Annotated in this window: 23 protein-coding genes; 17 read left to right on the forward strand and 6 right to left on the reverse strand. The window is 63.5% G+C overall.

Going from position 1 to position 20,585, the window contains the following annotated elements; all coding sequences use genetic code 11:
• Position 1 precedes the first annotated feature (1 nt).
• Positions 2–628 carry a nucleoside/nucleotide kinase family protein gene (locus E0H50_RS05280; protein WP_131285390.1) on the forward strand — a complete coding sequence of 209 codons (627 nt, stop codon included), beginning with the start codon at positions 2–4 and terminating at the stop codon, positions 626–628.
• Here E0H50_RS05280 and E0H50_RS05285 read toward each other — a convergent pair.
• Positions 609–1,346, reverse strand: coding sequence for a TetR/AcrR family transcriptional regulator (locus E0H50_RS05285; RefSeq protein WP_238150782.1), 738 nt, complete (start codon positions 1,344–1,346; stop codon positions 609–611). The genes E0H50_RS05280 and E0H50_RS05285 overlap by 20 nt on opposite strands.
• An 82-nt stretch (positions 1,347–1,428) precedes the next feature.
• Between E0H50_RS05285 and E0H50_RS05290 the strand changes: the two genes are divergently transcribed.
• From E0H50_RS05290 to E0H50_RS05340, 10 genes are all read left to right on the forward strand, one after another.
• Positions 1,429–2,328, forward strand: a complete 900-nt coding sequence (locus tag E0H50_RS05290) for an ATP-binding cassette domain-containing protein (RefSeq protein WP_131285392.1) — start codon at positions 1,429–1,431, stop codon at positions 2,326–2,328.
• Between the two features lie 10 nt (positions 2,329–2,338).
• Positions 2,339–3,112, forward strand: a complete 774-nt coding sequence (locus tag E0H50_RS05295) for an ABC transporter permease (protein WP_131285394.1) — start codon at positions 2,339–2,341, stop codon at positions 3,110–3,112.
• Between the two features lie 507 nt (positions 3,113–3,619).
• On the forward strand, positions 3,620–4,564 hold the full coding sequence (locus tag E0H50_RS05305; protein ID WP_131285396.1) for a proline racemase family protein: 945 nt from the start codon (positions 3,620–3,622) through the stop codon (positions 4,562–4,564).
• A 49-nt stretch (positions 4,565–4,613) separates the two neighbouring features.
• Positions 4,614–4,937: a putative quinol monooxygenase gene (locus E0H50_RS05310; protein WP_131285398.1), complete on the forward strand. Its 324-nt coding sequence runs from the start codon at positions 4,614–4,616 to the stop codon at positions 4,935–4,937.
• 251 nt (positions 4,938–5,188) lie between these two features.
• Entirely contained in the window at positions 5,189–7,036 is a 1,848-nt protein-coding gene (locus E0H50_RS05315; protein ID WP_238150783.1) for an ABC transporter ATP-binding protein, read from the forward strand.
• Positions 7,029–8,789 (forward strand): ABC transporter ATP-binding protein, encoded by a 1,761-nt coding sequence (locus E0H50_RS05320; protein ID WP_238150784.1) that lies wholly within the window; start codon positions 7,029–7,031, stop codon positions 8,787–8,789. The genes E0H50_RS05315 and E0H50_RS05320 overlap by 8 nt, the downstream gene beginning before the upstream one ends.
• A 160-nt stretch (positions 8,790–8,949) precedes the next feature.
• On the forward strand, positions 8,950–9,108 hold the full coding sequence (locus tag E0H50_RS44440) for a helix-turn-helix domain-containing protein (protein WP_420323236.1): 159 nt from the start codon (positions 8,950–8,952) through the stop codon (positions 9,106–9,108).
• A 25-nt stretch (positions 9,109–9,133) separates the two neighbouring features.
• Positions 9,134–9,661 (forward strand): DUF6932 family protein, encoded by a 528-nt coding sequence (locus E0H50_RS05330; protein ID WP_202868026.1) that lies wholly within the window; start codon positions 9,134–9,136, stop codon positions 9,659–9,661.
• A complete protein-coding gene (locus E0H50_RS05335; protein WP_131285402.1) occupies positions 9,658–11,127 on the forward strand; it encodes a helix-turn-helix domain-containing protein in 1,470 nt (489 codons plus the stop codon). Before E0H50_RS05330 ends, E0H50_RS05335 begins: the two co-directional genes overlap by 4 nt.
• A gap of 39 nt (positions 11,128–11,166) precedes the next feature.
• Positions 11,167–11,970 carry a DUF4186 family protein gene (locus E0H50_RS05340; protein WP_131285404.1) on the forward strand — a complete coding sequence of 268 codons (804 nt, stop codon included), beginning with the start codon at positions 11,167–11,169 and terminating at the stop codon, positions 11,968–11,970.
• On the opposite strand, the gene E0H50_RS44445 is transcribed toward E0H50_RS05340, so the two are convergent.
• Genes E0H50_RS44445 through E0H50_RS05355 form a run of 4 tightly spaced genes read right to left on the reverse strand, consistent with a single transcriptional unit; the run spans position 11,958 to position 15,235 of the window.
• Positions 11,958–12,485 carry an AAA family ATPase gene (locus E0H50_RS44445; protein ID WP_420323233.1) on the reverse strand — a complete coding sequence of 176 codons (528 nt, stop codon included), beginning with the start codon at positions 12,483–12,485 and terminating at the stop codon, positions 11,958–11,960. The two genes, E0H50_RS05340 and E0H50_RS44445, sit on opposite strands and share 13 nt — an antisense overlap.
• Positions 12,482–12,991, reverse strand: coding sequence for an ASCH domain-containing protein (locus tag E0H50_RS05345; RefSeq protein ID WP_165547005.1), 510 nt, complete (start codon positions 12,989–12,991; stop codon positions 12,482–12,484). Before E0H50_RS05345 ends, E0H50_RS44445 begins: the two co-directional genes overlap by 4 nt.
• Complete coding sequence (locus tag E0H50_RS05350; protein ID WP_131285408.1) at positions 12,988–14,223, reverse strand: hypothetical protein; 1,236 nt, start codon at positions 14,221–14,223, stop codon at positions 12,988–12,990. Before E0H50_RS05350 ends, E0H50_RS05345 begins: the two co-directional genes overlap by 4 nt.
• A 7-nt stretch (positions 14,224–14,230) precedes the next feature.
• Positions 14,231–15,235 carry a radical SAM protein gene (locus tag E0H50_RS05355; RefSeq protein ID WP_131285410.1) on the reverse strand — a complete coding sequence of 335 codons (1,005 nt, stop codon included), beginning with the start codon at positions 15,233–15,235 and terminating at the stop codon, positions 14,231–14,233.
• A 266-nt stretch (positions 15,236–15,501) separates the two neighbouring features.
• On the opposite strand from E0H50_RS05355, the gene E0H50_RS05360 reads away from it, so the two are divergent.
• Complete coding sequence (locus E0H50_RS05360) at positions 15,502–16,062, forward strand: NUDIX hydrolase (RefSeq protein WP_131285412.1); 561 nt, start codon at positions 15,502–15,504, stop codon at positions 16,060–16,062.
• On the opposite strand, the gene E0H50_RS43390 is transcribed toward E0H50_RS05360, so the two are convergent.
• Positions 16,004–17,560 carry a helix-turn-helix domain-containing protein gene (locus E0H50_RS43390; protein WP_202868027.1) on the reverse strand — a complete coding sequence of 519 codons (1,557 nt, stop codon included), beginning with the start codon at positions 17,558–17,560 and terminating at the stop codon, positions 16,004–16,006. The genes E0H50_RS05360 and E0H50_RS43390 overlap by 59 nt on opposite strands.
• Before the next feature lie 279 nt (positions 17,561–17,839).
• Between E0H50_RS43390 and E0H50_RS05370 the strand changes: the two genes are divergently transcribed.
• The 5 genes from E0H50_RS05370 (at position 17,840) to E0H50_RS05390 (ending at position 20,365) form a co-directional block, all read left to right on the forward strand.
• The gene (locus E0H50_RS05370; RefSeq protein ID WP_131285414.1) at positions 17,840–18,040 is read left to right on the forward strand and encodes a hypothetical protein; all 201 of its coding nucleotides are present in this window, start codon (positions 17,840–17,842) and stop codon (positions 18,038–18,040) included.
• The gene (locus E0H50_RS05375; RefSeq protein ID WP_238150785.1) at positions 18,024–18,452 is read left to right on the forward strand and encodes a hypothetical protein; all 429 of its coding nucleotides are present in this window, start codon (positions 18,024–18,026) and stop codon (positions 18,450–18,452) included. The genes E0H50_RS05370 and E0H50_RS05375 overlap by 17 nt, the downstream gene beginning before the upstream one ends.
• Before the next feature lie 318 nt (positions 18,453–18,770).
• Positions 18,771–19,031, forward strand: coding sequence for a hypothetical protein (locus tag E0H50_RS05380; protein ID WP_131285416.1), 261 nt, complete (start codon positions 18,771–18,773; stop codon positions 19,029–19,031).
• An 18-nt stretch (positions 19,032–19,049) separates the two neighbouring features.
• Positions 19,050–19,916 (forward strand): DddA-like double-stranded DNA deaminase toxin, encoded by an 867-nt coding sequence (locus E0H50_RS05385; protein ID WP_238150786.1) that lies wholly within the window; start codon positions 19,050–19,052, stop codon positions 19,914–19,916.
• Positions 19,913–20,365 carry an Imm1 family immunity protein gene (locus E0H50_RS05390; protein ID WP_131285418.1) on the forward strand — a complete coding sequence of 151 codons (453 nt, stop codon included), beginning with the start codon at positions 19,913–19,915 and terminating at the stop codon, positions 20,363–20,365. The genes E0H50_RS05385 and E0H50_RS05390 overlap by 4 nt, the downstream gene beginning before the upstream one ends.
• The last annotated feature ends 220 nt before the right edge of the window (positions 20,366–20,585 follow it).

Raw genomic sequence — 20,585 nt, forward strand, 5'->3', positions numbered from 1 at the left:
CATGGATTCAGCCGCTGCCTACGACCGTGCCGTCGAGTTGGCGACCCGCGGGCGGCGGCAGATCCTGGGGATCACCGGGGCGCCGGCGGCGGGCAAGTCGACGTACGCCGAACAGCTCGCCGCGAAGCTGACCGCCGACGGGCACAAGGTCGCGCTCGTGCCGATGGACGGATACCACCTGGCACAGTCGGTTCTGGAAACCGAAGGACTTGCGGACGTGAAGGGCGCGCCGCACACCTTCGACGGGTACGGCTTCGTCGCGCTCCTCAGGCGGTTGAAGGAATCACCGGACGAGCAGATCTGGGCGCCGCGCTTCGATCGCAGCATCGAGGACTCGATCGCCGCGAGCATCGGAATCGCGCCGGAGGTCACGCTGGTTCTGACCGAGGGCAACTACCTGCTGCTCGACGAGGCGCCTTGGTCGACCGTCCGCAGCCTGCTCGATCAGTGCTGGTACGTCGAAGTACCCGAGGAGCTCCGTCACGCCCGCCTCGAGGCGCGGCATCGGGCGTTCGGCAGATCACCCGAGGAAGCACACGAACGCACGTACGGGTCCGACGAACGCAACGCCCATCTGATCGCGGCGACGGCCTCGGCGGCCGACGCGATCATCCAACCCGGTCGATGAACGCGGCGACCCCGTCCAGGTAGAGCTGCAGGCCGAAGTCGAAGTCGGCCTCGTTGTCCTCCTCGAAGCTCCCCACCTCGTCGAACACCCCGGCCTCGACCGTGCGCACCACCGCCGGATAGACCCGCGGATCCGCGACCTTTCGCAGCGTCGCCCCGAACCGCCGAAAGGCATCCGGGTTGTCGGCGTAGCCCGCCGCCAGGTCGAACGCCATCCGGATCTGACCCTGCACGTAGGTGATGAGCCCCATCACCACGCCGACCTTCGCCTCCTCCGGCAGACCGGTGTCCGCCAGTACGCCGAGTGCGGAGTCGAACCAGGCGAGGTTGTTCGGACCGGCCGGCGGACCGGAGATCGGCACCTTCGCGTACCACGGGTGCCGCCGGATCGCGGTCAGTACGCCGTCCGCCCAGAACGTCAGCCCGGTCCGCCAGTCGACGCCCTCGGGCATCGGCTCCGGACGCTCGATCGCGGCGTCGGACATGATCACGAGCAGGTCGTCCTTGCTCTTCACGTGCCGGTACAGCGCCATCGTCGAGTTGCCGAGCCGCTCGGCGACCCGCGCCATCGAGACGGCGGCGAGGCCTTCGGCGTCGGCGATCGCGATCGCCGACGCGACGATGTCGTCGAGCGTCAGTGACGGTTTCGGCCCGCGCCGCGGCGTCTCCCGCAGCCGCCACATCAGCGCGACGTCGGCCGGCAGCTCGTTGTTCTCCACCGGGTCAGTTTAGGCCTTGCCAACCCTTACTGCGTACCTGCTACGCTATTTAGCGTATTGGATACGCAGTAAGGAGGGGACGATGATCGTCAAGGCGACCGGCTTGCGGAAGTCGTACGGTGCGACCGAGGTACTGACCGGGGTCGACCTGAGCGTCGCGGAGGGATCGGTGCTCGCGTTACTGGGCCCGAACGGCGCCGGCAAGACCACCACGGTGCGGATCCTGACCACACTGACCCGCCCGGATTCCGGTACGGCGACGATCGCGGGGTACGACGTACTTCGCGAACCGGCCCGGGTCCGCGGCGTGATCAGCCTGACCGGGCAGTACGCCGCGGTCGACGAGAACCAGACCGGGCGGGAGAACCTGGTGATGGTCGGCCGGCTCATGCACCTCGGCCGGCGGACCGCGCGGCGGCGTACGACGGAGTTGCTGGAACAGTTCGGGCTCACCGACGCGATGGGCCGGCACGTGAAGACGTACTCCGGCGGCATGCGGCGCAAGCTCGACCTGGCGATGAGCCTGATCGCGCGGCCACGGGTGATCTTCCTCGACGAGCCGACGACCGGGCTCGACCCGGCCAGCCGGTTCGCGATGTGGGACGCGATCGCGGAACTGGTCCGCGACGGTACGACGATCCTGCTCACCACGCAGTACCTGGAGGAGGCGGACCGGCTCGCCGACCGGATCGTGCTGCTCGACCACGGCCGGATCGTCGCCAGTGGTACTGCGGACGCGCTGAAGACCCAGATCGGTGGCGAGCGGATCGAACTGCGCTTCACCGACGAGGTGCAGCTGCTGAAGGCTGCCGGCGTACTGAACGGAGTGGTCGACCAACTGGTGCTGAACGTGCCGTCGGACGGTACGGCGGCGCATCTGCACCAGGTCCTCGACGTACTGCGTGACAACGGGCTGATGCCGGAGCGGGTCTCGTCCCACCGGCCCACGCTCGACGACGTGTTCCTCGCACTGACCGCCTGAGAGGTTGCTGATGTCACACCAAGGAGTCGTCGCCGCCTGCTCGGACGTGGTGACCATGATCGACCGCAGCGTGCGGCTCGCACGGCGCAACGTCGACACGTTGTTCGTGTCGCTCCTGCTGCCGTTGCTGATGATGGCGTTGTTCGTCTACGTGTTCGGCGGCGCCATCAACACGGGGACCGAGTACGTGAACTACGTCGTACCGGGGATCCTGCTGCTCACCACCGGGTACGGCGCCTCGTCGACGGCGATGGTGGTCGCCGACGACATGCACAACGGGATGATCGACCGGCTGCGCTCGCTGCCCATCCACAGCTTCGCCGTACTGACCGGCCATGTCGTCGCGAGCGTGGCGCGCAACGCGACGTCGACGGCGATCGTCATCGTGGCCTCGCTCGCCATGGGGTTCCGCCCCAACGGCGGCGTGGTGGACTGGCTGGCGGCGATCGGGCTGCTGTTGCTGTACGTCGTCGCGCTGTCCTGGCTCGCGGCGGGACTCGGCGTGATCGCCAAGTCGGTGGAGTCGGCCAGCGCGCTCAGCTTCTTCATGCTGTTCCTGCCGTACCTGAGCAGCGCGTTCGTACAGCCGGAGACGATGCCGTCCTGGTTGCGGCCGATCAGCGAGCACCAACCGATCACACCGGTGATCGAGACCGTCCGCAGCCTGCTGATCGGAACGCCGATGGAGAACAACGGCCGAGTCGCACTCGCGTGGTGTTGTGGTCTGCTCCTGTTCTCCGTCGTCCTGGCGACTTCGCTGTATCGGAGACGTTCGAACCGCTGAACGCACTTCTGGTGCCGTTCGACGAAAAGCTGCCGAGAGTGACCCCTTCGTCGGGTTAACGTCAAAGTCCCCCCCAACGTGTGGTGGTCCCACTCCCCCCGGGACCCACACGGACGAGCGCCCCGGTCATCGATCGGGGCGCTTTGTTTTCCCCGAAATTCTTTTTGGGAGACGTGTCGAATCCGGCCCCTCTGGTCCGACGTATCAGTAAGAGCGACCAAAGGAGAGGGTCAGAATGAACATCACCACCGACATCCGGAACATGATCGTCACCATGCTGGCCTAGGGGAGCCCGGTCTGGTACGTGGCCGGCATGGTCAACATGCGCAGCCACGACGTGTACGTGATCGGCTGCGAGGCCGGTTACCCCGACAAGGCCAAGCTGCGCCGAGCCGTCTGGGCCGCGCGCAACCGCGTTCCCCAAGCCGCCTGACTTCCTGTCAGGTCGCTCCAGCCGCTGTCTGCCCCCGTGGCGGACAGCGGCTTTGTTCTGTCTAAGGTGACTGTGTGGAGGACGTCAGCGTGGTGGACTACCACACGGCCGGGGAGCCGTTCCGGATCGTGACCTCGGTCGACATCCCGGGAACATCCGTGGCCGACCGTCGCGTCACAGCGCAGTCCTCGGAGGCGATCGACGCCGTACGGCGGTTGCTGGTGAACGAGCCGCGTGGTCATGCGGACATGTACGGCGGGTTCGTCGTACCGGGTGACGACGACGGCGCCGACTTCGGCGTGGTGTTCTGGCACAAGGACGGGTACTCGACCGCGTGCGGGCACGGGACGATCGCGCTGGCGACCTGGGCCGTCGAAACCGGTCTGGTCCAGGCCGGTGACGTCGTCATCGACGTACCGTCGGGACGGGTGACAGCCCACGTCAGTAGCTCTGGAGTTGCCTTCCGCAACGTCCCGTCGTACGTGCTGAGCCGCGGCGTCCAGGTGTCGACTTCGCGCGGCGACGTGCTGGCGGACATCAGTTACGGCGGAGCGTTCTACGCCTCGGTCCCCGCTTCCTCGGTCGGTCTGTCGGTCACGCCCTCGTCGTACGCCGACCTGATCGCGATCGGCCGCGAGATCAAGTGGGCTCTGGACGCGGTCGCCGTCCACCCGACCGATCCGCGGCTCAGCGGTCTGTACGGCACGATCCTGTACGACGATCTCGGGCCCGCTCACCAACGCAATCTGGCGGTGTTCGCCGATGGAGAGGCCGACCGCTCCCCCTGCGGCTCAGGTACGTCGGCGCGCCTGGCTTTGCTGCACGACGAGGGCCGTCTGCACACGGGACAGGTCCTGCGCCACGACTCCATCGTCGGGACGACGTTCCTCGGCCGCGTCGTCTCCGAGACACCCGAAGGCGTGGTCACCGAGGTGCACGGCAGCGCGTACCGCACCGGGACGGCGACGTTCACCGTGGATCCGCGCGACCCGTTGGGCACCGGATTCACGCTGCGCTGATCTCAGATTGCGACTCCGCACCGCGGCGCCGGCCGCTAGGTTGGTGCTCATGATCTTCATCACCGCGAAGTTCCGCGTACGGCCCGAGCACGCCGACGACTGGCCGACCATCACCGCCGACTTCACCACCGCGACCCGCGCCGAACCAGGCTGCCTGTGGTTCGACTGGTCCCGCTCCGTCGACGACCCGAACGAGTACGTCCTCGTCGAAGCCTTCGCCGACGACGACGCCGCCACCCACCACGTCACCTCGGCGCACTTCAAGGCCGCCCAGGACCACCTCCCACCCCACCTGGTCGAGACCCCCCGCATCGTCAACTTCAAACTCCCCCAGGACAACTGGTCCGAACTCGGCGAACTCGCCGTCAAGTAACCGGATGAACGGACAGATCGTCTGGGACGCCACTGTGACCGGCTGGCGCCGGTTGGCCCAACTGCCGTCAGCAGCTCTGAAGAGCGAGCCCGACTGCTGCGGATGGTCGGCGGCGCTCCAATGACAGCCGAATAACTGAGAGCTGACTCGGTACTGGGAACAACCCCCCGGGGGCGGAGGACAGGTTATGTATTGTTCGCACGCCCCAGCGCCTGTCCCCAGTCACCGCATCGCGCGTCGCAAGTGAGGGTTTGACACCGCGGGTAGGAGCTGTCACTGTCCTGCGGTGCGGGAAGGGTAAGTATTCACAGCGGTGGCGGCTCCACTCGCCACGAGCGCTCGCGGTCGTCGTACTGGCGCGTGCGTTCCCACTCCGGTTTGCCTTGCTGCTCGGGTGCATCGTCCTCACCGCGATCTGGCCGGCGATCTTCGCGGCACTGGTCGCACACCTGATCACCGTCCTGCCGGCAGTGGCGGAGACGGGCCGCGCGCTCGCCGGGATCGCTCTGGTGCTGGCAGCGCAAGAGGTGACGCGCGCCGTGTACGAGGTAGCGCGCTGGGCGCTGTACCGGCGGTACGAGGAGTACTTGATCGGCCGCGTGATCCGAGCCGCTCTCGACGCAAGCACCTTGGACATCTTCGAACGCCCCGACTTGGCCGCCAAGACTGACCGTGCCGTCCGCATCGCGGGCCTCGAGCCCGGGGACCTGGTCGACGGCTTGACCATGAAGTGGCCCCTGCAAGCTCAGGGCATCGCGGCCGGAGTGTTGGTGGCGACGGTGTCCGTCCCGGCCGCCGCACTCCTTCTCGTGCTCTGGCTCCTCGTCGGCAACAGGCTGCAGGCGAACATGCGCCGCTCAGATCAGTTCTCCTGGGAGGACGCCGTACATGCCGCGAGCTACACGCACCGGATCGGACTGCGTCCGGAGTGGGCGAAAGAGGTTCGCATCTTCGGTCTCACCGGTTGGTTGTCGGATCGCTACGGCCGCCAGGCGGCTCGCATTCTCGCGGAGCTCGCCAAGGCCCGCAACGTCGGACAGCGCTCGCTGACCATGCTCTTCACCTTGGTTGTCGTGGCCAATGCGACCGTGGTCGCTGGAGCCCTGAGCGGAGATCTCGGCTTAGGCGCCATCGTCCTGCTGCTGCAAGGCATGCTCGGCATGAGCCTTCTCGCCGATCAATCCGGAGACGATCTCATCGAGTACGGCGCCAGCCGTGTCCCGGTCGTACTCGAACTGGAACGTCTCGTCGCCGACCACGCCACCCCGCACCCGGGCACCGCCAGTGCGTCAGGACGTCCGACGGAATCGATCGTGTTCGAGGAGGTGACCTTCGGCTACCCCGGATCCGGCAAGGTCATCTTCGATCGGCTGAACCTCGAGATCCGGGCGGGTACGTCGCTTGGCGTCGTCGGCCTGAACGGGGCCGGGAAGACAACGTTGATCAAGCTCCTCACCGGCCTCGAAGTACCGCAGAGTGGCCGCATCCTCGTCGACGGAACCGATCTCCGCGAACTCGATCAGGAATCCTGGCGGAAGTCCGTGGCGGCGATCTTCCAGGACTTCATCCGCTACGAGCTGTCCGCGCGGGACAACATCGGTCTCGGAGCAGTTGAGCAGTTGGCGCAGCCATCGACGGACGATCAGATCGAGCGCTCCGCCGTACGGGCCGGCGCCGACACCATCCTCGGCAGGCTCCCACAGGGCCTGGATACGACGCTCTCCCCGCGGCTCGACCACGGCGTCGACCTCTCGGGTGGACAGTGGCAGCGGATAGCTCTGGCCAGAACACTCATGGCGGTTCAAGGCGGCGCCCGCGTTCTCGTGCTCGACGAACCGACCGCTCAACTCGACGTGCGCGCGGAGTCGGACCTCTACAACAGGTTCCTCGACCTCACCTCCGGCTTGACCAGCGTCGTGATCAGCCATCGGTTCTCCACGATCCGTCGCTCCCGCCGGATCATCGTGCTCGACGGCGGGCAGGTCACCGAGGACGGCAGCCACGAACGGCTCCTCGCGGCCGGCGGAACCTACGCCCGCATGTTCCGCAAGCAGGCGATGCGATTCAGCTCCCATGCCGAGGAGAACATCGATGAGTGAGAACCTGCGCGTCATCACCACGATGCTGCAGATGGCCTGGCGCGCAGATCGCACAGCGGCGGTGCTTGCGTTCGCACTGGCCGCCCTGCAGGCCGTCACGCAGTCCGCCTACGGGCTGTGGCTGAAGTTCATCGTGGACGGCCCCCTTGCAATCGGCGCTGTTGGAGGTGTCATCTCCATCGCCGCCACAGTCGCCATCGCGTACGGCGGCCAGCGGGCCCAGTCTCGGCTGCGCGATCACACGCGGTACCTGATGAACGGGCAAATTCTCAACCTCGTCAGTGCTGCGCCGACACTGGAACTCCACGAGAACCCCGAGCATCTGAACGAGCTGTATGCGTTCCAGCGAGAGGGCTATCAGCTCAGCCAGGTCCTGCCGCGGATGATCGAACTCTGCGCAGTCACCGTGCAGATCATCACGACCGCGGTCCTCATGGTTCTGGTCGATCCGCTCCTCCTCGCACTCCCGTTGTTCGCGGTGCCGTCACTGCTCATTACCTTCAAGACCAGCCGCATCTTCCGCGAGAGTGGCGAGCGCGCGGCCGAACCCGGTCGGCTTGCTGAGCATCTTGTGGAGCTGACGGCCACCCCGGGCGGCGCGAAGGAGGTTCGCTTGTTCAGGTTGCAAGCGGAGATGCTGCGCAGGTTTCAGCGCGCACACCAGCAGATCCGACGCTTCCACGGGCAAGCCCAGCTCCAGGCCGCCGGCTGGAGTCTCGCCGGACGGTTGGTCTTCATCGCCGGTTACGCGGCTTCCATCGCCTTGGTGGTACGGCGCGTCGCCGTCGGCGAGGCAACTATCGGCGAAGCCGCGCTGATCGCGGTTCTGGCCGGTCAGGTACTCGGGCTGGTCAGCGGTTCCGGCGAGGTCCTGCAGCTCACGATCCGAGGTCTGGTCGCAGCCAACCGTTTCGTCCGCCTGCAAGACCTCTTCGGTCACGCGACGCACTCAGGTGACCGTCCCGTGCCGCAGCGGCTCGAGCACGGCATCTCACTCCGCGACGTTTCCTACCAGTACGACGGCGCAGCACAGCCTTCGCTCCGGAACATCGACCTGGACCTGCCCGCCGGCTCGACGGTCGCCATCGTCGGCGAGAACGGCGCCGGCAAGTCGACGCTGGTCAAACTCCTCGCCGGCCTTTACAACCCGACCACCGGCACGATCACGATCGACGCCGAAAATCTCGCCTCGATCGACCGCACCCACTGGCAGGACCGGATCTCCGCCGCGTTCCAGGATCACGCCCGCTTCGAACTCCTGGTCCGCGAGGCGGTGGCGCTAGGAGATCTCGAGAACGCTGACAACGATCCGAAGGTTCTTGACGCACTCGAGCGCGCTGCCGCCACCGACGTACTGACTGCCCTACCCCGCGGCCTCGACACCCAACTCGGCTCAGGCTGGCCCGCCGGCGTGGACCTGTCCGGAGGTCAGTGGCAGAAGCTAGCGATCGCCAGAGCAATGATGCGCCCAGCCCCCGCCTTGCTACTCCTCGACGAACCCTCAGCAGCCCTGGACCCCGAAACCGAACATCAACTCTTCGAAGCCTGGACGAACGCCGCACACGCTCTACGGGAACGCGCCGGCACTATCACCGTCCTGGTCTCCCACAGATTCTCCACAGTCCGCATGGCCGACACCATCGTCGTCCTGCACCACGGAAAGATCGCAGAACACGGCTCCCACAAAGACCTGCTCCAGAGCAACGGCCTCTACGCCGAACTCTTCAATCTCCAGGCCGCCGCCTACCGCTAAGCCAAACCCGCAGGTCAGCCCCACAAAAACGAAGGCCCGGACCTAATGGTCCGGGCCTTCTTTCGTAGTCCTGGGGTCGCTAAATCTCAACGCCCAGTTCTCGCTCCCAGCGCCTACCAGTCGCTCCCCGGAATCTAGCCGTTCGGCACGTAAACGGCGGATCACGCAGAGTGTCCGGGACGAGGCGGTTCGTCTCTACGCGTCGGGTCAGACGGCAGTGGAGGTAGCTGAGAGCCTGGCGATCGGGAAGACGACCGTCCTGAAGATCCTGAAGCAGGAGGGTGCGGTGGTGCGACGACAGGGTCAGCGTCGGCACTAGGCCGCCCGGTCGTCACCAACACAGGGTGAGCACTGAAAGCATCGACAGCGATGCTCTTCGTAGTTGGCGCGATGTGAAGTTGGACGCCCGCCGACACAACGGTTATGTTGTGTTGGTGATACCTGACTTCACAGCTTCGGGGCTCCTGCCGCCTGGGCTGCACCGTGCTTCGTGGTCTGAGCTGTGTGCGGGCCTCGGATGGAACGCCCGACGTCAGTCGCTCTTGGAAGGCCTCGGGCGCGCCGCATTGAACCTGCGCCAAGCCGGAGCGGTGGCCATGTGGGTGGACGGCAGCTTTGCGACCGGCGAGGAGGACCCGAACGATTGGGACGCCGCCTGGGATCCGATGCCAGCAGACTTGAATCAGGTGGATCCGATACTTCTCGACTCCAGTCCGGACGGTCGCCTCCGGCAGAAGGCCAAGTACGGCGGCGAGCTATTCGCACAGATCGAAGGGAAAACCGGCTTTCCGTTTCAACTATTTTTTCAACAAACTCGCGACGGAGAAGCCAAAGGAATTGTGTTGTTGAATCTCAGGACGGTGGCCCAATGATTCGTAATGAGCGGCAGTATCGAATCATCAGCTCTCAGCGGAAGCATCTTGCCGACGCACTCGACGAGTTGGTGGGCAGCACCTTGACTACTGTCGAGGATGGCACAGACATCGACCAAGCGGCCTGGAAAAGCAGGATCGCACGAGACTCCCTTGCTAGCGAGATAGCCTCGCTTGACGAGGAGCTGCAAGAGTACGAGCTGTTGCAACGGGGTGTCATGCACAGCCTTACAGTGTCATCAGTTCGCGATCTCCCAGATGCCCTTGTCCGGGCTCGCATCGCCAGCGGACTTACCCAGCGCGATCTCGCAGAACGCCTCGGGCTAAAGGAGCAGCAAATCCAGAAGTATGAGGCTAACAATTACGCGACCGCGTCACTTCGCAGAATCCAAGAAGTAATGGACGCGCTGGACGTCAGGTTGGCCGGCGGAATCGATCTTCCTCGAACCGCCACTCCTCTATCTCAACTAAAGACTCGTCTGCGGCAGCTTGGTTTCGATCGGCAGATGATCGACAGGCGCCTCATGCGCGACAGTAACGGTATTACAGGAGCTGCTGGAGTCGCACAGATCATTCAGCGTCTATCTCGGCTGCTCGATGTTCCGATGGCTGTATTGACATCCGACTCTGAACCGGCGCCGGCTCTAGCGACCGCTGGATGGTTCAAGACCTCACGTTCCGCAGCCCAGCCGGCCCTTGAGGCGTACTCGCGCTATGCCGAGGGACTCGCGAAGATCGTGGTCCGCGCCACGGAGGGTCTACAGATCCTTCCGAGGCCCGGCACGGCAAGAGAGATACGCGAAGGCATCGAGACTGCTCTTGATGAGTTCGATGTCGACGATGCCGAGCCCGCCATGTCGTCTGCGCTGCTCCTGAAGGCGACGCTGAGGTATGTCAACGGTCTCGGTATCCCTGTCATCGCTCTGCGCGATCCTGGTGCGTTTCATGGAGCGTGTTTCTTTCACGATGGCCGCCCCGTGATCGTGCTCAAACAGACCACAGACTCGCCGGCCAGATGGCTAGCCGACCTTCTACACGAACTCGACCACATCCGAAGTGAAACGGGAAGCGGTCTTCGTACATGGATTGAACTTGGTGAGATCAGCGCATGGAACGAAGCACCCGAAGAGCAGCATGCGAACGACTTTGCGGCCGATATCCTCTTCTCTGGTCGCGCCGAGCCGGTCGTTAATCAGTGTTTGAGGGCAGCAAACGGATCAGTTCAAAGGCTCAAGTCGGTTGTGCGCGACGTGGCTATGCAGGCCGAGGTCCCTCCGGATATCCTCGCCAATTACCTCGCTTACCGCCTCGGCGAACAGAGGATCAACTGGTGGGGTACGGCGTCGACCTTCCAAGAGTCGGCCAGTTCGTGGCGCATCGTCACCGATGAATTAATCCCACTACTAGATATTGGCTCCCTAGATGCCGTGGACCGAGAAATTCTGATTGATGCCCTTGCTAGTTAACAAGAAGCTACATCACTCAATAGACGAAGGACCGGAACAATGCGCGAGTTCGAAAGATCGAAACTGAACGATAGATACTGGACAGAGGTCGACCACGGCGACGAGACGCTGCCACTCCCCGCTGTTACTCTGCCGCCTCTCCCTCCAAAGTGGTCTGCCGAAAAGGCCGATGCGGCAAGGTCTGGTATTTGGAAGCAGCATGAGGAGATCGAAATCAAGTGCACGACCACGATCTGCGACGCCGATCTTCATTGCTTCAAATTGACAAAGAAGCTGACCAAGCAACTCGTACCGGGCGCCTGTCGCGATTGTGGTGTTCCCTTGGTCTCGCTCGCACGCACCGCTGAGCGGGACTTGAGCGACATCGACAGCACCTTTGCCGCGATGCAGTTGGAGTGCATTAGGCACTACTTCTGGCACGTGCCGTTCGGAGAGCGGGCTCTGAACTACGCTCTCCGCGCCGGCCGCGATCAACTCATGGAGCGGGTGGAGCCGCGAATTCGCTCAGGCATCGGACGGGCTGAGCATCCGCGGGAAGGACGACAGACGCCCGTAGCGCCTGATAAGGCCACCGCTCTGGACTACGCGATGCATGCCGTGGCTGCATGCTGTCGTAAGTGTGCCGAGTACTGGCATGGGATCCCGACTGGCCGCCCGCTCACTGATGACGAGGTTACCTACCTCGAGACGCTCGCAAAGCGCTACCTCGAGGTTCGGTTGCCTGACCTGCCCGCTGGTCCGACCAAGGTGCCGAGGCGACGAATCGGCGACAACGTTCACCTGCTCGCACCTGCGTCTCGGACCAACAGAGCCGACCAGATCCACCGGGGTCAAGCGTCCTGACCGCGAGCAGTCACGTAGCTGAGTACCTTCTGAGCCTCGCCTCTGGCATCTAGTTCACCCGACACTCGAATATCCGCAAGCTCAATAAGCAACGGGATCTCGCTCTCTACATCATGCCTAAGGATGGTTGGGTCTTCACCCCTCAGCCGAAGTCGTCGCAACTGTTCAGCGCTGGAGACGCGCACACCAACGAGCACGCACGAATCTCCACATTGGTCCCTGATACAGTCCAGCGCAGCTCGATGTCGGATGCCGTCCACGATACTTAACGTGGCTCTTGGCGCCATGCGAGCCAGCAGCAAGTTGACGAACCTCTCCCAACCTCCTCCTGTCAGCGTCTGGCCGGCGTCCTGCATACTCTGCCGCGACATCGGCATGCCCAGCCGACGGACCTCAGCGCGAACCACGTCACCAAATGACGCCAGCGTCGCGTGTGGGCACAGGTCTGCCAGTGCGCGGGCTAACGTGCTCTTACCGGACGCGATCTCACCCGTCAGGCAGACGAAGGAGCTCATATGAGTGTCAGCTGCTCATGCTCGTTGCTTGTTGAATGCACATCGAGTGGCACCCACCCGCGGCGATCGGCTTTTGCGATGGGCAGTGGCGGAAGCTCGACGGGGTTGTTAACTCCAATGAGGGTCGCATAGCGCTTGTCGGATCGCGCCTGCCAAAACTCCTCATCGGCGCAGATGGCGGTGCTGTAGTCTCGTCGAAGTCGATCCAGCTCGCGGTCGTGCAGCTCAACGAACTCCACCGAAGAAGCAATAAAAGCGCCGACAACTGGTCCGCCTGTCCGCTTTAGCAAGACAAGGTCACCGACCTTAATCTGCCGGTATGGGGCGATGGCGTGTGAGGAGAACCTCGACTCAATCGTCTTCTGGCCCTCGAAGATGTAGCTGAGAAATGGCTCAATCATCACAGCAAGATGAACATTCCGCTTCGACTCGCCAACGAAGGCGGACCACTCTTCGTGGGACCGAGCAGTTTCCAGAAACTGCTGCCAAGCCATACCAATCTTCACTGCCCCGACGTCCTTTCCTGATGCTCCTCTAGCTCTATTTCTAGAATATCATGAAGCTTCTTGGCAATCTCACGATCTATCGCAAGGCTACCTGCACGATTTAACACGGCACCCAGAGAGAATACGCCAGCATTTAGGTCGTCATTACACAGTCGGAGCAGTTGGCCGATATGTTCAACCGACACCAGGCCATAGACTCGGTTTCCACTCGTCCACATACCAACGCGCCCGCGATTGGGGTCGCGCCGGCTGACCGTCGTTAAGATATCCCCGGGAACAAGGGACTCTAGATCCGTTTGAGCGTCGCTCTGCCGCAGCTTGACCCGAACCGGTCCGAAGGTGACTTCTTCCCATTTCTCGGATCGCTGATCGCTCAACATCGGTATGTGCGTCGCCTCCGCCGTTCGACACAAGACCAAGAGGTCTCCTACTCGCCACGTTGCGGGGATCGTGAACCCTCCGAGCGCATGACGCAGCGATGTCGACTCAAAGTGCGGAGTGACGTATCGCACAGCACCGGACTCTACACTCACCAGGGCGAGTCCAAGCGCTGGCAACGCCGCGGTCAACCCGGTTCGCTCGGCCTCCACTCCTGGGCGCGTACCCATCGACGGCTGGCACAACAGTACGAGGCCACCGAGACGGCACGCGTCAGAAGCGACTCGCAGGAACTGAAGCGTTTCATCGAAGTACCATGGCGGATCGGCGATGACGGCGCAGGCATCTACGTGGAGTTGAGTAAGTTCGGCGACGTCCACACCGATTACGAGGCTCTGAGGTCCGACTCCGCGGTTGCGAAGGGCACCGATCATCGTCTGGTTTCGGTCAACAAGTATGTGCCGGTGCTGCGAGGTCAGTGCCGACCGCACGAAGGTACTTGGAGCGCCCAGGTGGACGATAGTCCCTTCCTCGCCAGCCAGCCTCAGAGCCCGACCCGCGAGCATGATTGTCGTTTGCTCGGCAAAGCGCCAATCCGCATCCAGGGGATGCTCTACGGGCAGATTGCTACCCTCAGCGGAAGGCTTCGCAATGTCGACAGGCGCCAGATTCACCACCTCCATCAAACCGCGACGCGCCAGCTCTTCGCGCCAAAGCTCAAGAAGTGTCGTTGGGTAGACACCAGGCGACACAGCAAAGACTTCCTCGATATCACGGATAACCACGTTGTCGAGTCCGGCCAGCCATGACGCAACCTCAGCACGAAATGTCTCATCTTGGAGATCGATTTGCATTCCACCCTCACTCGGCGTGAAGGTTGATCTCGGTCACCGGAAGCGATCGCTGCTTCTCCGAAAACCTTTCATGGACAATTCGGTTCCATTCCACTATGGCGGCATCTTGATCAATAAGTGCGCGCTGTTCGACCAGACCCACCCTACTGGAAACCACTCCGTAGTTTTCGATCCGTAGCGGGACCGTTCGTAGCGGCAGGTTAGGGTGAAGCGACATTAGGCGGTCGAGGAACCGCTCCATGCGACCTTCAATATCCACAAGCGTCGGCGTCGTGAACGTAACGTAAGCATAGAGGTCGATACCCAGAGACAGCAGTCTGCCGAACAGCTCGAACTGTCTCTGAAACAGAGATGGGTCCGCTTTCGTATTAAAGGCGAAGGAGGTTTCATCATAGCCCTTGAAGCAGCAGACCCGGCCATAGCTTCGATACTGTCTAATCAAGTCCAGCTGACTATCGTCCAGATAGCGCCAAAAGTAGTCATTGCTCAGGTTGTCATCAGACCAGAGATACGTTGAGTCCGCCAGGCCCGCATTGATGAGCGATTGCATCATCCATGGGACCCACTCCGGAACCAAGTCTGGTTGCCCGCCGGAGCAATCGATCATGCGCGGACGATTCGGCAGGCTCGCGTACATGTCGACCAATTCGTCTGAAGATACCCATTGTGACCGCGACTCGTTCGCAGACAGTAAGCTAAATGGCACAAAGCAATACCAACATCGCCAGTTGCACGCGGCGTTCTGGAACACCTGTGCCTCGATGCTGTCCTGGCCAGGCAAGCCGAGCCTCTGGAGCGCTGGGTCGATCGGTAGCGGGTTGTCTGGCCAACCATCCACTGTGGACCGCACAAAGTGCCGGATTCGGCCCAGGCCGCCGCAGTTGGAAGGTTCAGTTAGGTCATCTTCTTGGGCGCTGTCGCCGATGCGCGAGATCAGGATCCGGTTCGTCGCGACATCAATCGCCTTCTCACGAAGTCGTGTCGAGTACTCGTCCGTGTCGATGCTGTTCATACTTCCCCCGGTGATAGAACTTCTTCCCCAGTGAACAAGATGCACCCCGTCACGCTCAGTTGCCAACCCCACGGTCGCAATTGGTGATCGTCAAGAACGTGTCGTGACCTACATCAACGAGCCAGCACCAGTACCGGCTCGCCAACGCGCTTGGAGCCCTCAGGTCATCGGCTTCCAGTCGAGCCACGGTCGTGGCCCGTGCAGACCGTGCATCAAGCAACGCCGTCCACTGAGCCGCGATGGAGCACCTTCGGTAGTGTCGTGGCGTGACGGCTGATGGCGGTACAGAATCCACCCTGTGGAAAATCCACGGCGAGCGGCTGATAGACGACACGCGCCGGCTGCGGTTGAGCATCGCGTCGGTCGAGCTGCCCGATGGTGTCCGCTTCGAGCAGTACGTCCTGCGGATGCCCAAGGCCGCCATGATGGTGGTGCTGGATGACAAGCAAGAGAACGTGTTGATGATGTGGCGACACCGCTTCATCATCGACCGCTGGGTCTGGGAGCTGCCGGGCGGCTATGTCGATCCTGACGAGGATCCAGCCGTGACCGCAGCGCGGGAGGTCGAGGAGGAGACTGGGTGGCGCCCGCGGAACGTCAAACCGCTGGTGGCCCTGCAGCCCTCGGTAGGGACGACGGACGCCGAGAACCTGCTGTTCGTGTCGTACGGTGCCGACTACATCGGTGAGCCGGAGGACATCAACGAAGCGGAACGGATCGACTGGGTGCCGCTCGACTCGGTTCGCGAACGCATCGACACTGGCCAGATCATCGGCGCGGCGTCCCTTGTCGGTCTGCTGCACGTGCTCGCGTTCCAGGCCGGCTGACCTCGTCCAGGGGTGACACCCCGATCTCGATCATGCTCTCGAAGAGAGAGTCGACCGGTTTGACATTCTGGTACGGCGCTAGGTGCGTGCCGAGGTCCTGCAAATAGCTGGTGCCGCGCATTGATCGCACCGACGTGGCGAGTGTCGTTGCTTCCATGCCAAGGGCGCAGGACTCCTCGAGCCGACGTTGATCCGCCAGGATGGTAGCGAGCAAGGCCGTGTTGAACAGACGGCCACGTTCATACCCGTCGGTCATCTCGAGGGATCGGCGGGCGAAGGGTTCGGCATCCGCAGCTAGCCCGAGGTCGCGAAACGCGTGTGCGAACTTTGCCGCTAAGTACGCGTGGTCGAAGTAGGTGAGCCACTGTGGTCGCTCTTCAGCGTCCGACCTGTTGAACACGTCCTCCGCGCGGCTCAGCGCGGCCAGGCAACCGGTCTTGTCGCCCTGCAGCGCGAGACCATGGGCTTCCATGACGGCAGCCTCAGCCTGCAGGAGCCTCGAGCCAGATCGCTTCGCGCTGTGCTGAGCTGCGAGGGCCAGGTCGACAGCGCTGTCGGGCGCACCATGAAAGGCTGCTTGATGACTCATACCGGCCAACATCTCGCTGGCGAGCCGCTCATCGTCGGCTTCATGGCAGAGACGCAGCGCCTGACGTAGGTGAGTGTGGCCGTCTCCATGGTGGCCGGTGTCATACGCCATCCAGCCGGCCAAGTGGTGGAGTTCGGCGGCGGCCGCGAACAAGTCAGATCGGCCTCCGCCCGAGGTGCTCTCCTGCAACAGCGGTGTGACCGTCGAGTTCAGATACGAGGTCACAACCGAACGGCTGTGACCGCCGCCGTACCGGTTGTCGAGGCGACGGAAGACCTGGGTCATCTCGCGAATCTCGGTGCTGGCGTCTGGCCGTACACGGCTGAGGCGCCGGTTCGGGCTGGGCACTGTCCCTGCCAGCAGGCTGGCCCCTACCGCCGTGATGCCGGCGCCGGCCGACTTGATGAACTGCCTCCGATGCACTCCGTCTCCTTCGGCAGGTGATTGAGCCTGCACGATAGAGCGGCGGTCGGAGCGCGTGTATGCATCGATGCCATCCTGGCCGTCGTCGTAGTCGGCTTGCGCATGCGGCGCTGTCAGCTCGGCTTGCTCCCCAAAGGTGGCAGGCCGAGCTGTGAGACGAAACCACAGCAGCTGCTCGGGGATGTGCAGTGCCTGAGCCCAGCGATCGAGCTTGTCGAGGTCCCGCACCGGTGTCGCGCTGCGCTCTATCCGGCTGACCTGCCCCTGGGTCAGTCCGAGCCACTGGCCGACGAGCGCCTGCGTCGGTTCGGGCCGCAGCAGCTTGCGGTAGGCCACCAGCAGCTTGCCGAAGTGTCGCTCAGCCGCAGCCTCGGCAAGTGCGTCAGCCTCCCAAAAGTCGTCTGAGAGGCGCGGCGCTTCACGGGTGAGCTCGGGGGCGCGCCGCTGGCACGGTCCACACTGGTCACCGTTGTTGTCCGCCGCCACGTATGCACCGCATGAAGGACACAGCCGCCGCTGGGAGCGCGTCACAGGGCCAACACTACCCGTGACGACCTGCCGGTATGCATGGAACGCATATTCCCGGGCGCATATGTATCGCCGTCGTTTTCCACCACGCAACGTCATTGGATGGTTGTCCTCCGATAACCGACCCAATCGAACGGGGACGTGGGCTATGCATCACCTGATGTGGGGCTTATGGATCGCGGCAGCTGCCTGCTACATCGGCATCGTCCGCGACATCGCGCGGGAGGTGCGGGGCGAATGACGACGCTTGCTGATGTCCCGCGATCAACCGACCGCCGCGTGCGCGTCTGGTTTGGTGAGCATGTCATCGCGGACTACACCGCCGAGCCGGCGAAAGCTCTCCAATACCAGGCCGGGATGACGCGGCGCTTCGCCAGCCTTCGCATCACCATCGAGCCGGTCGCTCCCTTGAGAAGCCCAGATGCCGAAGACCGATGACGAACTCCCGTCTCAGCCGTTGGTGGGCGCGCGTCTGGCAGCGCCTCAACGACACCTTTCGCCGCTGGCGGGACGAGGGCTGAACGGCTTCTCGGAGGACTTCACCCGACCGCTGCTGCTGGGGTACATGCGCCGCGATCTGCTGGTCACGGACAGCCAGGTCGAGGAGCTCAAGCGGGAGATGGCCGCATACGCCGAAGTGGAACACTTCACGATGGGCCACATCTATGTCGAGCAGCCTGATAGCTGGCTCGCCGCATTCGAGGCACTGGCCCAGTCGATCAACCGCTACGACGTGACCGCCGTGGTACTGCCAAGCCTGCTGCACTTCGTAGGAATCGGCATGCCGACCGATCGACGCGGATGGTTCGAGGAAACCACTGGCGCTCGAGTCCTGGTGCTCAATCCATGAACCGGTGGGATTGGTGGGGAGTCGTCCTCAGCCCCTCTCATGTGCAGGGTGATCGCTGCACGCCCACCGGTCCCGTCATCCGGTCCTTGTCCGAGCCCTCTCCTCCCCTGTGGAGGGCTCGGCCAGGGGTCTCCAACAAGCCGGCTGGCGCGGGACGTGAAGCGAGTCCGTTCTGCGCCAGCCGTTCCAAATGCACCGAGGCCCGGACGGGGTCCTCGGTTCGGCTGGCCGGATGGCTAGGGCGCAGTGTGCCTGGGCGAGAAGCCGTCCGGTCAGCTTCCCTCTACCCATAACCATCACGAGTGAGGCAGGCGGAATATGTCCCAAGTCGAACAGATGAAGATGCAGCTGCACGGCTTGGCTGACCAGTCGAGGCAGGGCGCGGCCAGCTTGGCCGGGTTTAAGCAGCGCTTCGAGCAATCAAGCCAACAGGTGCAGGCCCTCATCCGCGGCACTGCGACGCGGGCCGACCAGGACATCGCGGCCATGTTGGAGGCCGCCGCGAAGTCGGTCGACCAAGCCGTCCAGTCCTTGCAGATCGCCGAAGCCGGATGCCGCAGCTACGCCGACCAGATTTAGCCGGCCGAGGCCGTAGGCATGCCCTCCGAGCTGCAACGCGTCGCGCAGGAACTGCTCGACGCGTTGAATCAGATCGAGCGCATCGTGCCCTACCTGCATGACCGGGCACAGAAGTACCGCGAGGCCGCAGGATGGGTTGGCAGTACCAGTAACAATCCGAGCGCCCGGATGGCGGCGATGCAGCTGGACGAAGCCGCCCGCCGCTGCGAGGAAGCGGCGCACTTCCTGTCTCAAGCACGCCAGCCAGGTATCCAATGGGTCCAGCAGATGGTCAGCGGCATCCGAACTACCGAACCAAGCGGCGGTTCGACAGGCGAACGGCCGCTCGGTCCAGGTGGCAGCACGCGGCCCGCGGAACGCCGGCCGGATGATCAGCACGAGAAGTCGGAAGCCGACAAGCCAGACAAGGCGACGGGCGATGGCGATGAGACGAGTCCGGAGGATGAAGTTCCGGACATCGATGACAAGGATGCCTGGCGACTGTTCGCCAAGCTGCCCGTTCGCCGCGATCAGCCCGGCCATCGTGAGAAGACCCGTGGCCTGTGGCGCAATGAGGACGGCACGGAAGATGAGTGGGTCAGTGGCTTCGACGAGTGGCGCGACAAGGCCGATCGGTTCGCCGTCGCCGAGAAGATTGGCGACGCGCCGCACCTGTTGCAGATCACCTCCCACGTCGAAATCAAGTTCGCCATGTTCATGCGCGAGCGAGGCCTACGACGGGCGACGCTGGTCGTCAACAAGCGGCCCTGCCCCGGTGAAGCCGGCTGTGATGAGATGCTGAAGGACTTCCTGCCCAACGGCGCCAAACTCACCCTCTTTGGACCGAACAACTTCAAAGAGACCTACCCCAAGTCGCCGAAGCCCGAAGGGACAGAGCCGGTATGACGTATTCGCTGAAGGCCTACTACAAGCACGAGCATACCGACGGCGGTCTGCTGGTGACCTCGGCCGCCGATGTCGATGCACTAGTCGACGCCATGCTGGCGGAGCCGTTTGAGAACTCGGTCGCCACGCTCTACATCCAAGAGCGACCGCGCAACGATCGCGGTTACCCCGATCACGAGCTGCGCGTCGGGCTCTACCCCGAGGGCAAAGTCGGCAGCCTGCGCTACGCCGGCAATGTCGACGGCGTGATCGGTGCCTGGTACGCGGTGGGACAGCAGAGCCAGCGTGAGGAAGTCTTCTATTACTACACCGGGCACGACGAGGGGTATCCGCAAGACTCCGAGCTGCCCATCGAGGACATCCGCAGGGCGATCAAAGGCTTCTTGGAGAGCGGCGGTGAACGTCCAGCTTCATTCGATTGGGCCGAGTGGCGGTCCGACGTCGGCTGATAGGCCCGTCTGATTGGATCAGGTGCCCCGGTCAGCACGATCGGGGCACCCGTCCCGTGTGGGTCTGGAGGGACGACACCACACGATGGGTGCCTTCTCACGGTAGGCGATGAGAGCCACGCCGATCGCCGGTCAAGCCGCTTGAACGGTAAGCATCGTTATCCACGCAGGGCTGATCGGCGGTGCGGAGTCCACGCAGTCAGCCGTCTGCAGCCAACAA

This window comes from Kribbella sindirgiensis (genome assembly GCF_004331435.1).
In the GTDB taxonomy this organism is placed as follows: Bacteria; Actinomycetota; Actinomycetes; order Propionibacteriales; family Kribbellaceae; genus Kribbella; species Kribbella sindirgiensis.

Excerpts from the sequence above, each read along its gene's own strand:
- E0H50_RS05350 (WP_131285408.1), bottom strand. The coding sequence starts at position 14,223 with ATGCAAATCGATCTCCAAGATGAGACATTTCGTGCTGAGGTTGCGTCA.
- E0H50_RS44445 (WP_420323233.1), bottom strand. The coding sequence starts at position 12,485 with ATGAGCTCCTTCGTCTGCCTGACGGGTGAGATCGCGTCCGGTAAGAGC.
- E0H50_RS05290 (WP_131285392.1), top strand. The coding sequence starts at position 1,429 with ATGATCGTCAAGGCGACCGGCTTGCGGAAGTCGTACGGTGCGACCGAG.
- E0H50_RS05380 (WP_131285416.1), top strand. The coding sequence starts at position 18,771 with ATGTCCCAAGTCGAACAGATGAAGATGCAGCTGCACGGCTTGGCTGAC.
- E0H50_RS05390 (WP_131285418.1), top strand. The coding sequence starts at position 19,913 with ATGACGTATTCGCTGAAGGCCTACTACAAGCACGAGCATACCGACGGC.
- E0H50_RS05375 (WP_238150785.1), top strand. The coding sequence starts at position 18,024 with ATGCCGAAGACCGATGACGAACTCCCGTCTCAGCCGTTGGTGGGCGCG.
- E0H50_RS05280 (WP_131285390.1), top strand. The coding sequence starts at position 2 with ATGGATTCAGCCGCTGCCTACGACCGTGCCGTCGAGTTGGCGACCCGC.
- E0H50_RS05370 (WP_131285414.1), top strand. The coding sequence starts at position 17,840 with ATGACGACGCTTGCTGATGTCCCGCGATCAACCGACCGCCGCGTGCGC.
- E0H50_RS05355 (WP_131285410.1), bottom strand. The coding sequence starts at position 15,235 with ATGAACAGCATCGACACGGACGAGTACTCGACACGACTTCGTGAGAAG.
- E0H50_RS05295 (WP_131285394.1), top strand. The coding sequence starts at position 2,339 with ATGTCACACCAAGGAGTCGTCGCCGCCTGCTCGGACGTGGTGACCATG.
- E0H50_RS05310 (WP_131285398.1), top strand. The coding sequence starts at position 4,614 with ATGATCTTCATCACCGCGAAGTTCCGCGTACGGCCCGAGCACGCCGAC.
- E0H50_RS05385 (WP_238150786.1), top strand. The coding sequence starts at position 19,050 with ATGCCCTCCGAGCTGCAACGCGTCGCGCAGGAACTGCTCGACGCGTTG.
- E0H50_RS05335 (WP_131285402.1), top strand. The coding sequence starts at position 9,658 with ATGATTCGTAATGAGCGGCAGTATCGAATCATCAGCTCTCAGCGGAAG.
- E0H50_RS05340 (WP_131285404.1), top strand. The coding sequence starts at position 11,167 with ATGCGCGAGTTCGAAAGATCGAAACTGAACGATAGATACTGGACAGAG.
- E0H50_RS05320 (WP_238150784.1), top strand. The coding sequence starts at position 7,029 with ATGAGTGAGAACCTGCGCGTCATCACCACGATGCTGCAGATGGCCTGG.